Origin of the sequence: Actinophytocola xinjiangensis, assembly GCF_001921215.1 — a bacterium.
Classification (GTDB): Bacteria; Actinomycetota; Actinomycetes; order Mycobacteriales; family Pseudonocardiaceae; genus Actinophytocola; species Actinophytocola xinjiangensis.
The window spans coordinates 896,704-910,506 of the sequence record NZ_MSIF01000001.1 but is presented as its reverse complement, the minus strand read 5'-3'; the positions used below and the strand labels follow the sequence as shown (position 1 = coordinate 910,506).

Genomic DNA, 13,803 nt, shown 5'->3' with positions numbered 1-13,803 from the left:
TCACTCCCCGAGTGTGGCGTGGACACCGAACTCACCGAGTTGGGTGTTGTGGCCGGGTTGGCTGGGATACCAGCCCTGCGTGATGCGCAGCCGCACGTAGCGCGCCGTCACCGGCGGGACCGCCGTGACGTGGTCCGCCTTCGGTGCGTCCACTTCGGACGCGACGGTCGTCCACCGCCTGCCGTCCAGGGACGTCCGCACCTCGTAGGTCCTCGGCGCCCAGTTGCCACGGCCGCTCAGGCTCACCGCGCGCACCACCGTGGGCAACCCGAGGTCCACGGTCAGGTCCTCCGGCCTTCCGGGGGTGGGCGCCTCGCCCGGCGTCTGGCCGTTCGACACCCAGTACGTCCCCACCTGCCCGTCGGTCAGGAACGACGGGGGATGCTGGTACTGGTAGCTCGACGTCGACACCCGTGGATAGGGGCTGCCGGTCGTGTTGACCGCCAGGTTCCCGGAGTGCGACAGCGTCACGTGGTCCTGCCCGCGCGCCCCGTTGGACGCCGCGACGTCGATCACGAGACCGGACGTCCCCGTCTCGTTGCCGCCGCGCAGGCGCACCAGCGTCGTCACCGACGACCGGCCCGGGATGCGCAGGCTCCGCTGGTCCGGCACCGCCTCAACCCCGGCCCCGGTCGTCGCGTCGACCGACACCGTCACCGGTCGCGGCGAGTTGTTGGCGATGCGGACGCGAGACTGGTTCGCTCCACCCGACGCGAGTGGCAGTTCCCGTTCGAGCGCTTCCACGGTGAGCGTTGGCTGCCGCGCGGCGACCGGTGTCAGACGTACGGGACCGAGCAGTCCGTAGGCCATGCGGTCCCGGCCCGCCGCGCCGGTGCCGGGAGCCACCCGGACCGCGTTGAGCAGGGTCGACGAGACCCGTACCTCCAGGGTGTTCCTCCCCGGCCGCAGGAACTCGCCGATCTCGACGTGCCGTCGATCCTGCGGGTCCAGTGCCGGGAGCCTGGTCCCGTTCACGGTGACGGTGGCCGTGTCGACGACGTCACCCAGATCCAGCTGCGCGGCACGCACGCCCTGCCAGGAGCCGTCGAGGGTGAACGTCGAACGGTACGTGCCGATCCCGGACACGTCGCCGAGATCGACGTCGTACCCGTTCGCCGGGGTGAGCGCGGACCACGGCGGCAGCACGCCCCGGTCGCCGGCGACCACCGGGATCACCGGAAGTCGCGTTCTCGCGGTGTCCCCCGGCAGCCCCGACCCGCCCCGGCTCCAGCTCTCCACCTGGAGCGTCCAGTCGTCGAGGACGACCGGCGCCAGGCCGTCGTTGCGCGTGGTGGCCGGGACGTGGTCGGCCGAGGGCGCCCTGCGGAACGTGTCGTCGTGGCGCGTGGACAGCGCGATGACCTTGGTGTCGGCGGGTTCGAGGGCGACGTCCACGACCACGCCGTGCGCCGTGCGGCGGTAGTCGGTGATCGGGGTGATCTTCCCGGTCCACGTGTCCAGCTCGTACGGTTGGCCATCGCCGGTGAGCGTCAGCCGCTGCTCGGTTGCCCACGAACGCTGGTTGAACAGGTAGTAGAAGTCGGTGGCCCGGTCAGAACGGCGAACGCTCAGCACGTCGGCGGAGTCGGTCGCGTGCGCGGCGGCGGGCCGGACGCCGAGCCGCCCGAGCAGGTTCGGCACGGCGGCGAGGTCGGCGACCCGGTGCACGTTGTGCCGCCTGACGAGCTGGGCGACCAGGCGACGCAGTTCGGCGTCCCGCGCCGGCGCGTCGTGCGAGCCTCCCGGTGTGGCCGAGGGTGGGTCACCGGCGAAGACGATCGGCAGCCCGTCCCGTGACAGGTCGAGCAACCGGCGCGCGGTGTCCACCGCCATCGTTGTCTGGTCGGCGAGGACGATCGCCTGGTACGCACCGGTTTCCGGGAACAGTCGTCCGTGCGACACCCGCGCCGACGGCATCCGCAGGTGGGCCGGGCTGAGGTAGGAGTGGGTGTAGCCACGCTCGGCCAGCGGCGAGTCGCTCTCCAGCAGGGTTTCCGGCCCGGTGAGCCGCGTCGCTGGTGACCGCAGACCGAAGTCCTGCAGGTACACGGCCACGTCGAAGGACGGTCTTCCCAGGCGGAGCACCAGTTGCAGACGGGCCAGGTGGTCGTTGATCGCCCGGTAGTCCGCCCAGTTCGGGCCGCCCTTCGCGCCCCAACCCTCACCGAAGGAGGTGTTGCCACCGTAGGACATGCCCGGCCACACAGCCTGGTCGGAGGTCCCTTCCCCCTTCGTCAGGTACGGGTAGCCGTGCCACACCACCTGTGTCACGCCACCGGCGTAGCCTCGGTACACCGACCGCAGGTTGCCCGGCGGCCGCCAGCCACCCGCGGTCGTGGCCCACACGCTTTCCCTTGCCGCGCAACACTCGCTCGACACGATCGGCGTCCCGTTGAGGTGCGCCCCGACCGAGACCAGGCGGTAGGCCTCGATGTTGTCGTAGAACACCAGGGACTCGCCCTCGGGCACGTCGACGTGGGTGGCTGCCTCCGGGGTGTCGACGGGGCCGCCGTAGGGCTGGCTGCGCAGCGCCATGCCACGGTCGTTGGCCCAGCGGCGCAACGGGTCGAGGCGCGCGCTGATGTACAGGTCGTTCCAGGTCTGCCGGTAGTCGGTCCGGATGCGCGGGCCACTGCCGTCGGTGAAGTCGAACAACGGCGCACCGGTGAAGCCGGCCGAGCCGGCGCCCGCGAGTGCGGGCAGCGCGGTGACGGGTGAGTAGCCTCGTCGCTTCTCCCATTGTTCGACGAAGTCCCACGTCCATTTCTGTGACGTACCGAGCTCGAGCGAGTCCTCGAAGAGGTCGACCCGGCCGACGCGCTCGAGTGCCGCGCGTACCGGCGGGGTGAGGATCGCCGAGTCGTAGAACTCCGTCGTCGCCCGCACTCCCTGTTCGCTGAGGTGGTCGAGGAAATAGTTCGGCTTGGTGGTGGTGAAGTTGTTGCGGAGTTGGCCGTCGCCGGTCTGGAAGAAGGCGGTCAGCACAGAGGTGTCGCCCGCGTCGCCCGGCACGTCGACGCGGAGCCTGTTGTCGTCGCCGACGCTGTCGGTCAGGTCCAGCACGCTGGCGCGGTCGAGCATGACCGGGCCGCTGCTCTGACGATCGCACGCCGGGTCCGCACAGCGGGCGAGCAGCGCGGCGACCAGCGTGCGCCTGGCTCCCGCCGGGGGTCGAGGGTCGTCGTTGCTCGGCAGGACGTCGTCGTAGGTGGTGCCGCCCGTGACGAAGGCGTGCGAGAACACCAGCTGTTGCGACGCCCGGGGGTCGTTGACGTCGGTCACCGTGGGCACGATCGCCGGCCAGCGTGGACTGATCGTGAAGTCCAGGGCCAGGTCGAGCTCGGCCGCGCGTTCGGCCATCGTCTCGACCTTCTCCGCCCACAACGGTGAGCCCCAGCCGTACTCGGCGAGGAAGGCCGGGTCGAACGCCCGCGAGCCCGCCGCGGTGGTCGTCTGGATCTCCGCGCCGCCGGCGCCGATGGCCTTCATGTCAGCGAGCTCCGCCCGTAGCCGCTCGTCGGCGGTGAAGGCCATCGGCATCCACCAGCGGTACTTCGGCCGCACGGTGGACGGCGGGTCGGCGAAGGACGCGGCGGTGAACGCCGGGGTTTCCTCGGCGTTCACCGGTGTCACGACCGTGGGGAGGGCGGCGACGAGCCCGCCACCGAGCACCACCACCAGCACGGCCCCGACGGCCCGCCGGTTCGAGAACATCGCGGTCCCCCCGCTCAGGCGCTGGGTGGGAGGACGGCGTTCATCGGCAGGTGCGCCGTGAGCCCCCGGGAACTCGCGTGGCCGTGCCGCAGCCACGTCAGCTCGGCGCCGGACAGGGCACGGTCGTAGACCCTGAACTCGTCCAGGGAACCGTGGAACCGGTTCGCCCCGTCGAGGCGCTGACCGAGGTAGACGGGAGTCGGGTCGGTACCGGTGACGGCACCGGCCGCGCCGGAGGCCGCGCCGACCGTGGCGCCGTCGACGAGCAGCGTGACCGCGCCGCCCTGCCTGCGCAGCACCACGTGGTGCCACCCGCCGTCGGCGTACGCGTCGCCGGAGGTGACCGTCGCCGATCCGGTCGCGGTGGTCACCGTGCCCCGGAGACGGTCACTGCCAGGTTCGGCCCGCAACCAGACCTGTGGTGCGCCGTTCATGCCGTACGCCCAGAAGATGGCCTGGTCGCGGCTCGTGTCGTCGTACCTGATCCAGGTCGACACCGTGAAGTCGCCGTCGCCGAGCACCGGGGTGGTCCGGTACGGCAGCTGCACTCGCCCCCGCTGGCCGTCGAAGCTCAGCGCCCGGCCGAACCGGCCCTTGGTGGTGGTGACACCGTCGTGGGCCAGCGCGGTCCGGCCGTGCAGGTCTGGGGTCCTGGCCGGGGTGTTCAGGTCGCGGGCGCCGAGCCGGGTGAACGCGATCTCCGAGCGGTAGTCGGTGGTGCCGCGTTCGTAGAGCAGGCCGACGGCACCGCCTGGCAGCTCGACCATGTCGGAGTAGCCGCCCCAGCACGCACAGTCCGCCACGGACACGGTGCGGTCGTTGGTGCCGTACACCTGGTTGCCCTCGTCGGTGGAGTCCAGCGGGGTGTCGACCGACTGCCAGCTCAGGCCCTCGTCGAAGGACGACCGGATCGTGGGCCGGATCCTCGGCTCCACGTTCACCGACGGCGCCATCGTGAGGATCCGGTTGTACCCGTCGCCCTCGTCGGTGGCGCGCAGCCGCAGCGCCGACGACTGGATGGGCGGCGCCTCGAAGCCCCTCAGCAGCGTGTAGTCGCGGTGGTAGGTCGCGCCGCCGTCCTTGCTGATCGCGATCGCCCGGTGCGGCCGGACCTGCGGGTCGGCCTCCTCCTCCTGCGTGCCGCCGGACCAGTTCTGCCGGGTCCAGACCATGACGTCGCCGTTGGCCAGCTCCACCGGACTGTGTTCCTGCGGGACCAGTTGGCTGGCGGCGGGGTACTCCACCCTGGCGCCACGGTGCCAGGTGTCACCCCCGTCGTCACTGTGGATGAGCATGGCCCCGTTGGCCGTCCCGTGGCCGTAGTTGATCCCCGCGATGATCCGGCCCGCGTGCGCGCCGCGCGTGAGCTGGATGGCGTGCACCGGCCCGGTCGCGTAGTGCCCCCAGGCCGGATCGTCCAGGTGGGACAGTGTGGTCGGCTGGCTCCAGGTCACCCCGTTGTCGTCACTGTGCACCACGTACGGGGTCCGTGGCGCGTTCCGGTGGTTCTGTCCCGGTGTCCGCGGGTCCACCGGGTTGTGGGTGCCCAGCATGACGATCCGGCCGTGCGGCGCGCCGGACGTCGGCGCGCCGGGCAGCTTGCGGTACACCACCGGGCCGGGGTTGCCGCGCGTGGCCGGTGCCTGTGCCGCACCGGGTTCACCGCGCACGACCGTCCGGGGCGCCTGCCACCGCGTCGCACCGGCCGGCAGCCGGCGGACCACCGTCTCGATGTTGGACTTGTCGGCGCAGGTGTGGAAGCGGTGCTCGGCGAACGCCAGCAGCGACCCGTCCACCGCCCGCACGATCGCCGGGATGCGGTAACACCCCGACGGCACGTTCGGACTGGAGAACAGGACGGTGGTCGTGTCGGAGAACGGGTCCGCCGTCGGGGTGTCGGCCACGGCGTACGCGCCCTGGACCGGCGTCAACGCGGCCACGGTCACCACGGCGGCCAGCGCCGCGCGATATCGGGTGGAACGACGAGTGGTCATGGTGCGCTCCTTCTCAGGCGCCGGACGGGAGAATGACGTTCAGCAGGAGGTGTGCGGCTGTTCGGCCACCGCGTGGGCGAACAGTTCCCTCCGGGCGGCGCGACCGCCGGTGACCGAGGGGCGTCGGGGAGCGTCGTGGTCCAGGTAGGTGGGTGGCGTCGCGTCGAACAGCGCCCAGCGCGCGACGGTCTCGCGCAGCCGACGCAGCGCCTCGCCGTGCACCGGGTCGTCGACGACGTTCGTGAGCTCGTGCGGGTCCGCGGTCAGGTCGAACAGGGCCTCCCCCGCGACGTCCGACCACAGCAGCTTGTACTCCCCGGTGCGGGCCATGCCGGCGACGCCGTGCCTGCGGTCCTCGGCGAAGACGCAGTCGTGCCCGGGCGCCGGATCGGTCAGGTCGTTGCCGGGCAACGGCGCCGCCTGGCGCAACCCACAGGTCGACAGGACCGTCGGTGCGATGTCGATCAGTGACACCAGCGCGGTCGAGGTCTCGCCCGCTCGATGCCGGCCGGGGAACTTGACCAGCAACGGCACCTTGACGATCGGGTCGTACATCGGCCCGTCCTTGAGCAGCAGGTGGTGGAAGCCGAGGTACTCGCCGTGGTCGGCGGTGAACACGATCAGGGTGTCGTCGTAGAGCCCGCGTTCGGCCAGCAGGTCGAGCAGGCGGCCGACCTCGTGGTCCAGGTGCGTGATGGTCGCGTAGTAGTGCGCCATCACCCGCCGCAGTCTCGGCAGGTCCAGTGGTTCGTAGTCGAAGTACTCCCGCCGGTGGCCCCGGTCCGCGGTCGGGATCGTGTCCGTCCAGCCGGGCAACGGCGTCAGGGCGTCGGGATCGTAGGCGTCGTCCCAGCCATCGGGCGGGTCGAACGGGTGGTGTGGCTTGATGAACGACACGTGCAGCAGGTTGGGGCCGTCGTCGGTCCAGTTCGCCAGCTCCCGGCGCGCCCGTTCGCCGATCCAGGTCGTGGAGTGCCACTGTGGCGGCAGGTTCGACCGGCCGGCACCATAGGAGTCCCAATAGGACTGTGGGGCGCTGGCGCGGAACTCGTGCTCCTGGTCGACCAGGTCGGTCACCGGCGCCAGTCCGGCGGCGGCCAGCTCACGGTGGTAGTCGTCGTCGTACCGGCCTGGCCCGTGCTGCTCGGCCAGTGCCAGGTGGTCGTAGCCGACGTCGAGGTAGGTCGGAGTGAAGTGCATCTTGCCGACCGCGGCCGTCCGGTACCCGACCCCACGCAGCGCCCGGGGGAAGGTCTCGACGCCCGGTGCGAGCGTGCAGTGGTTCGTCCAGCCGCCGTGCTGACGGACGTGCAGGCCGGACAGCAGCGAGTACCGGGACGGTGTGCACACCGGGAAAGGGGCGTACGCGTCGCGGTACCGGACGCCGTCGGCGGCCAGCCGGTCCAGGTGCGGGGTGCGCACGTCGCGGTTGCCGGCCACGCCGAGACAGTCCGCCCGGAACTGGTCGGCCTGGATGACCAGGACGTTGGTCGCCATCACCGAACCCGGCCGAGGAACCCGAGGGCGGTCACCTCGGCGTGCAACGCGGCCACCTGCTCCGGGTCCGGCGACACCAGCGGCGGCCGGCACCGCCCACAGTCGACACCGGACAGCGAGCCGAGCGCCTTGAACCCGGCCAGTTCCCCGCCGTACCACGCGGCCGCGTCGATGACCTGCTGGGCCAGCAGCTGGCACTCCCGTGCGTCGGCCAGCTCGTCGCGGGCCGCGTGGTCGAGCATCCGCCGGAACAGCGGACCCGCGAAGTTGTACACCGAGCCGATGGCGGCCCGCGCACCCCACTGCCACGCGGCGAGCACCAGCTTGGCCACACCGACGAAGACCTCGTGCTCGTCGCCCGCGAGGTGCAGGCACCGTTGCAGGTCGACCATGTCGTTGTGGGCGAACTTGACCCCGGCGAAGGTCGGGATCCTCTCCCGTGCGGCCAGCAGCACGTCGCTGGCGCGCAGGCTGACGCCGGTCATCGACGGGATGTGGTAGTAGGTGAACGGCAGGGTCGGTGCGGCGTCCGCGATCGCGGCGCAGCTGTCGACCAGTGCGTCCACGGTGTCCGGGCGGTGGAAGTACGGCGCCACGGCGGAGATCGCCTTCACCCCCACGGACTCGGCGTGCGCGGCCAGCCCGCGCGCCTCGACGAGACTGGAGTGTCCGACGTGGACGATCACGTCCAGTCGGCCCGCCGCGACCTCGCACCACCGCTCGACCAGAGCCCTGCGCTCCTCGGTCGACAGGGACGCGCCTTCACCGGCGGTCCCCCCGACGTACGCCGCCGCGCTACCCCATGCGACCAGGTCGTCGGCCTGCTTCGCCACGGTGTCGAGGTCGAGTTCGCCGGCCGCTGTGAACGGGGTGAACACCGCGGTGAGCAGTGCCATGTCCCGGCCGTGGGTGGAGTAACGCAACCCGGTCATCGGCCCGCCTCCCCGGAGTTCACTGTGTCGGTCACGTCGAGGAGGGTCATCCGGGTCCCCATCAGGCTTTCGTCTCGGTGAGGTCGACGAAGTCGCGGACGTCGGTGACCAGGCCGTTGACGCGCTTGTCCAGCGCGAACAGCGACGGCACCGTGGTGACGCCGACCGCCCACGACTCGTCGACGACGACCTCGTTGAGCGCGGCGTAGGCGGTCTTCTGGTCCTCGGGTGCGATGGCGGCGCCCGCCGCCTCCACGGCCGCGACGTACGCCGGCGGCACCTTGTCGAGGAACGTCGTGTTCGCCGTGGTGGTGAGCATCTGCCTGCCCCTGGCGATCAGCGACGGGCTCTGCATGTTGTTCGGCTGGAACGCCACGGTGCACTGCAGCTTGCTGGCGAACAGCGCGTCGAGATAAGCCGCCTCCTCCTGCGGGGCGATCTCCAGCTCGAACCCGATCTTCTTCAGGTCCGCCTGGATGATCTCCAGGGTCGCGACGGCCGGGGTGCCGGACGCCGCACTGGCGACGGCCCCGCGGGCGCCGGCCGACTGCTCCAGCAGCGCCGCGGCGGCGTCCAGGTCGAAGCCGTGCGAGTCGAGGTACGCCGCGTCGAACGCGGGGGAGGACGGCATGAACGCCGTGTACACCGGCTCACCGATGCCGAAGTTGATCTGCTTGAGGATGCGCTCCCGGTCGACCGCCCGCGCCAGCGCCTGCCGCAGGACCTTGTTGTCGAACGGCGGAATCGTGGCGTTCATGAAGAACATCGACATCCGGCCGCTGCCCTCCACGAGGGTGAACCGGTCGCGCAACCGGTCCGCGTGCCGGAACCCGACGTACGCGGCGCCGTCGACCGAACCCGACTCGAGCCCGGCGACCAACGCGTCCTCGTCGGTGAAGAACCGGTACTCCACCTCGTCCAGGTACGGCTTGCCGGCGTCGTAGAAGTCCGGGTTCTTCTTCATCACCAGCCGCTGGTCGCGCCGGAAGTCCGCGAGCGTGAACGGGCCGGAGCCGGCGGGCTCGCGTTCGAGCTTCGCCGGCGTGTTGCTCGCCGAGGGGATCATGGGGAACGAGAACATCCAGTCGAGCACGAGCGAGTCGGGGGTCGGCCCCGTGAAGTCCAGGCGTGCGGTCCGCCTGTCGACCGCGGTCGCCGACGCGATGAACGCGGTCGGCTGGGCCAGGGTGAACCCGGCGTCCGGATCCTGCGCCCGCCTGACGCCGGTGACGACGTCCTCGGCGACCACCGGCGCCCCCGAGTGGTACTTCGCCTCCCGCAGGGTGACGGTGACCGACCTGTGGTCGGGCGCGAACTCCCACTTCTCGGCCGCGGCCGGGATGGGCTCGTACGTGCCGTCGGACGGGTAGTCGAGCAGGTAGGTGTAGAAGGCGTGGATGTGGATGTCGGTGTTGGTGAGGTACGGGTCGAACTGCATGATCTTCGTCGTGCCGAGCGTGATCCTGCCGGTCGCGGCGCCGCCGCTCGCGTTGCCGCTGCCGCAGGCGCTGAGCACGGGGACACCGGCGAGGGCACCGGCCGCGAACAACCCGGTCCGCAGGAACGAGCGACGGGCGAGAAGGCGGGACTGGATCGGTGACATGGTCATGGTGATGCCTTCTGGGGTCGAAGGGGTGGTCTCAGGTGAGCCGGATACGTGGGTCGAGCACGGCGTAGAACACGTCCACCAGCAGGTTCAGCAGCAGGAAGGTGGCGACGACGAACAACACACCGCCCTGCACGAGCGCGTAGTCGCGTTCGCCGATCGCGGTGTAGAGCAGGCGGCCGAGGCCGGGATAGTTGAAGACGGCCTCGATGACGACGGTGCCGCCGAGGAAGCCGCCCAGTTGGAGGCCGACGACGGTGACCGTCGGCAGCGAGGCGTTGCGCAGCGCGTGGCGACGGATCACGTCCCGTTCCGGCACGCCCTTGGCGCGGGCGGTGCGGATGTAGTCCTTGCCCATGACCTCGCCGAGTGAGGTGGCGAGGAACCGGGCGGTGACGCTGGAGGTGTGCACGGCGATGGCGGCCGCGGGCAGGATCGTGGCGGACAGCGCTCCGGCCGGGTTCTCCCACAGCGGAACGTAGTCGCTGGAGGCGGGCAGCCATCGCAGCCGCACGGCGAGCACGATGATCAGCAGCAGGCCGAGCCAGAACGTCGGCACCGCGAGGCCCGCGGTGAGGTAGCCCTGCAGCACCCGGCCGACCACCGAGTACGGCCGCAGCGCCACCGTGATGCCGACCGGCACCGCGATCAGCAGTGTCAGGACCATCGCGAACCCGGCCAGCTGCACCGTCGCCGGGATCCGGTCGAACAGGTCGCTGACCACCGGCTGCCCCGAGTAGTAGGAGGCGCCGAGGTCGCCGGTGACGGCGTGGCCGATCCACGACAGGTACTGCCCGACGATCGACTCGTCCAGGCCGAGCCGGGCGCGGACCGCGGCCAGCTCGGCGGCGGACGCGTCCGCCCCGAGCAGCACCGTCGCGGGGTCGCCGGGCAGCGCGAACGTGAAGCCCCACACCGCGACCGAACCGAGCAGCAGCACCACCACGAACTGCAGCAGGCGGCGAACCAGGTGACCGTACATCTAGACCGCACCTCCGGTGCTCGGGCGGGTCGCCGGGTGCGGGCCGCCGCTCACCGCGAGCTGCAGGCCGCGACCGATCCGGTCCAGGCAGAACACGGTCAGGACCAGGCAGAGCCCGGGGAACAGTCCGTAGGTCGGACTCTGGTAGAGGTACGAGCGGGCTTCCTGGAGCATCCCGCCCCAGGACGGCGCGGGCGGTGGGGTGCCGAGACCGAGGAAGGCCAGGCCCGCCTCGACCACGACCGCCATCGACGCGGTGACGACGACCTGGATGACGACCGGGCCGAGCACGTTCGGCAGCACCGTTCGCAGCATCGTGTCCGGTGTGCTCGCGCCCATTCCCCTGGCGGCCATGACGAAGTCGCGGTCCCGGACGGCGAGCGTGGCGACCCGGGTGAGCCTGGCGAACTCCGGCACCGCGCCGATCCCGATGGCGAGGACCAGGTTGAGCCTGCCGGGGCCGAGCACCACGATCATGACCAGGGCGAGGAGGATGCCGGGCAGGGCGAGCAACAGGTCGACCAGCCGCATCGCGATCGCGTCGACCCACCGCCCCAGGTAACCGGCGAGCAGCCCCAGCGGCACCCCGATGCCCGCGCCGACGGCGGCGGCGCCGGACGCGGCGATGAGCGAGGCCTGCGCCCCGTGGATCAGCCGGGACAGGATGTCGCGGCCGAGCTGGTCGGTGCCGAGCAGGTGCGCCCCGGACGGGCCGAGCAGCGGATCACCGTCCTGGGCGGTCGGGTCGAACGGGGCGATCAGCGGTGCGAACACCGCGAGGACGACCAGCAGCAGCATCCCGGTGGCGCCGACGACGGCCGACCGGGACCGGGTGAACCGGCGCAGCGGTGAGGAACCAGCGCTCATGACGACCTCTCACGGGCTCCGGGTCGCCGCTCGCGCGGTGGCGTCGATGCGTTCGCGGGCTCGCTCACGCGGGCACCTCCGGTGCCAGGCCCACGGTCTCCTCGGCGAAGTGGCAGGCGGTGTAACCGCCGGCGACCGGCCGCAACGGTGGTTCCTCGGCCGCACAGCGGTCGGTGGCGATCGGGCACCGGGTCCGAAACCGACAGCCGGACGGCGGGTTCACCGGGCTGGGGACGTCACCGCCCAGCGGCACCCGCTGCCGGTCGGCGCGGCCGACGGGATCCGGTACCGGCACGGAGGCCAGCAACGCCCGGGTGTACGGGTGCCGCGGATCGTCGTACACCCGCCGCACCGAACCGGACTCGACGATCCGGCCCAGGTACATCACCGCGACCTCGTCCGCGACCTGCCGGATCACCGCGAGGTCGTGGCTGACGAACAGGTACGCCATGGCGGTCTCGCGTTGAAGGTCGGCGAGCAGGTTCAGCACCTGTGCCTGCACGGAGACGTCCAGCGCGGACACCGGTTCGTCGAGGATCAGCAGTCCCGGTGCGCAGGCCAGCGCCCGCGCGATCGCGACCCGCTGGCGCTGGCCGCCGGAGAACTCGGAGGGCAGGCGGTCCGCGTGCTCGACCCGCAGGCCCACCCTGCTGAACAGGTCGGCCACCTGGCCGCGCCGCTGTCCCCGCGACAGGCCTTGCAGCCGCAGCGGTTCCGCGACGTTGTCGCCGACGGACAGCCGGGGGTTCAGCGAGGCGTACGGGTCCTGGAAGACCATCTGCGCGCGTCGCCGGATCCGCCGCAGCTGGGACCGGCCCGCCTTGCCGACGTCGTCGCCGTCGACCAGGATCCGGCCGCCGGTCGGCTCGACGAGACGCAGGACGAGCCGTGCGAGCGTGGTCTTGCCGCAGCCGGACTCGCCGACCAGGCCCAGCGTCCGCCCGGCCGGGACCCGCAGGGACACCCCGTCCACGGCGTGCACCCAGGCGCAGGCACGGGCGAAAACCCCGGAGCGAACGGGAAATCGCGCGACGGCGTCGTGGACGTCGAGCACCGGGGCCGGATCGTTGTCCGGTTCTCCCGGATCGTCCTGGTCGACCGGCGGGTCGTCCGCCTGGGCGGTGAGCAGGCTCGCCGCCTCGTCGGGGAAGTGACAGGCGCTGGCCCCGCTGCCGTCGGGCACGGGTTCCGGCCGGGCCTCGGTGCACACGGCGCGGCCTCGGGAGATCGGGCACCGTGGCGCGAAGGCGCATCCCGTCGGCAGTTCGCTCGGATCGGGCGGCTGGCCAGGAATCGGGAGCAGCCGGTCGGACGCCGAGTCGAGCCGGGGCAGCGCGCCGAGCAGTGCCGCCGTGTAGGGATGCCGTGGCCGGGTGAAGATCCGGGTGACATCACCCGACTCGACGATCCGGCCGCCGTAGGTCACGCCCACGCGGTCGGCGGTCTCCGCGACCACCCCGAGGTCGTGGGTGATCAGCACGATGCCCGCGCCGGTCTCCTGCCGCGCCACCCGTAACAGGTTCAGGATCTGCGCCTGCACGCTGACATCCAGCGCGGTCGTCGGCTCGTCCGCGATCAGGACCTTCGGCCGGTTGGCGATCGCCATCGCGATCATCACACGCTGGCACATGCCACCGGAGAACTGGTGGGGATACTGGTCGTGGCGCGTCACCGGATGTGGCACCCCGACCAGGCCGAGCAGTTCGACGACCCGGGCCCGCGCCGCGGTGGACGACAGGGTGCGGTCGTGCACCCGCAGCGCCTCGGCGATCTGGTCGCCGACCCGCCGCACCGGGTTCAGCGCGGAGATCGCGTCCTGGAAGACCATGGCCACGTCCCGCCCGAGCCGTCGCCGCAGCTCCGCTGTGGGCAGTGTCAGCAGGTCGACGTCGCCGAGCAGGACCTCGCCGGTCACCCGGCGCAGGTTGGGTGTGCTGATCAGACCCAGCGCGGCGAGTACGGACACGCTCTTGCCGGAGCCGGTCTCCCCCACGACACCGAGCGTCTCGCCGCCGAAGACGTCGTAGGTCATCCCGTTGACCGCACGCACGACGCCGGCGGGCGTGGCGAACTCGACGACGAGGTCACGCAGGCTCAACACCGGCGGGCCAGCGCCTGGATCCGGCGCGACGGACGTGGCGTCACGGTGAGCGGTCACGCCGTTGACGGCTCCTGACACCGACGACCTCCTTGGCGTCCACCTGCAGATTC

General features: G+C 71.6%; 8 protein-coding genes. All 8 read right to left on the bottom strand.

From position 1 onward, the window contains the following. The 8 genes from BLA60_RS04050 to BLA60_RS04015 all read right to left on the bottom strand — a co-directional run bounded on the left by BLA60_RS04050 (position 1) and on the right by BLA60_RS04015 (position 13,771). Entirely contained in the window at positions 1-3,714 is a 3,714-nt protein-coding gene (locus BLA60_RS04050; RefSeq protein ID WP_075131262.1) for a glycosyl hydrolase, read from the bottom strand. A 14-nt stretch (positions 3,715-3,728) separates the two neighbouring features. Continuing rightward, positions 3,729-5,708 carry a sialidase family protein gene (locus tag BLA60_RS04045; RefSeq protein WP_075131261.1) on the bottom strand — a complete coding sequence of 660 codons (1,980 nt, stop codon included), beginning with the start codon at positions 5,706-5,708 and terminating at the stop codon, positions 3,729-3,731. 39 nt (positions 5,709-5,747) lie between these two features. Then, entirely contained in the window at positions 5,748-7,205 is a 1,458-nt protein-coding gene (locus BLA60_RS04040; RefSeq protein WP_075131260.1) for a sulfatase-like hydrolase/transferase, read from the bottom strand. Beyond that, the gene (locus BLA60_RS04035) at positions 7,205-8,137 is read right to left on the bottom strand and encodes a dihydrodipicolinate synthase family protein (RefSeq protein WP_075131259.1); all 933 of its coding nucleotides are present in this window, start codon (positions 8,135-8,137) and stop codon (positions 7,205-7,207) included. The genes BLA60_RS04040 and BLA60_RS04035 overlap by 1 nt, the downstream gene beginning before the upstream one ends. 61 nt (positions 8,138-8,198) lie before the next feature. Beyond that, positions 8,199-9,746: an ABC transporter substrate-binding protein gene (locus BLA60_RS04030; RefSeq protein WP_211288577.1), complete on the bottom strand. Its 1,548-nt coding sequence runs from the start codon at positions 9,744-9,746 to the stop codon at positions 8,199-8,201. 31 nt (positions 9,747-9,777) lie between these two features. Continuing rightward, positions 9,778-10,725, bottom strand: coding sequence for an ABC transporter permease (locus BLA60_RS04025; RefSeq protein ID WP_075131258.1), 948 nt, complete (start codon positions 10,723-10,725; stop codon positions 9,778-9,780). Further along, on the bottom strand, positions 10,726-11,592 hold the full coding sequence (locus BLA60_RS04020; protein WP_075131257.1) for an ABC transporter permease: 867 nt from the start codon (positions 11,590-11,592) through the stop codon (positions 10,726-10,728). A 64-nt stretch (positions 11,593-11,656) separates the two neighbouring features. Further along, on the bottom strand, positions 11,657-13,771 hold the full coding sequence (locus tag BLA60_RS04015; RefSeq protein ID WP_245811803.1) for a dipeptide ABC transporter ATP-binding protein: 2,115 nt from the start codon (positions 13,769-13,771) through the stop codon (positions 11,657-11,659). Positions 13,772-13,803: the final 32 nt, after the last annotated feature.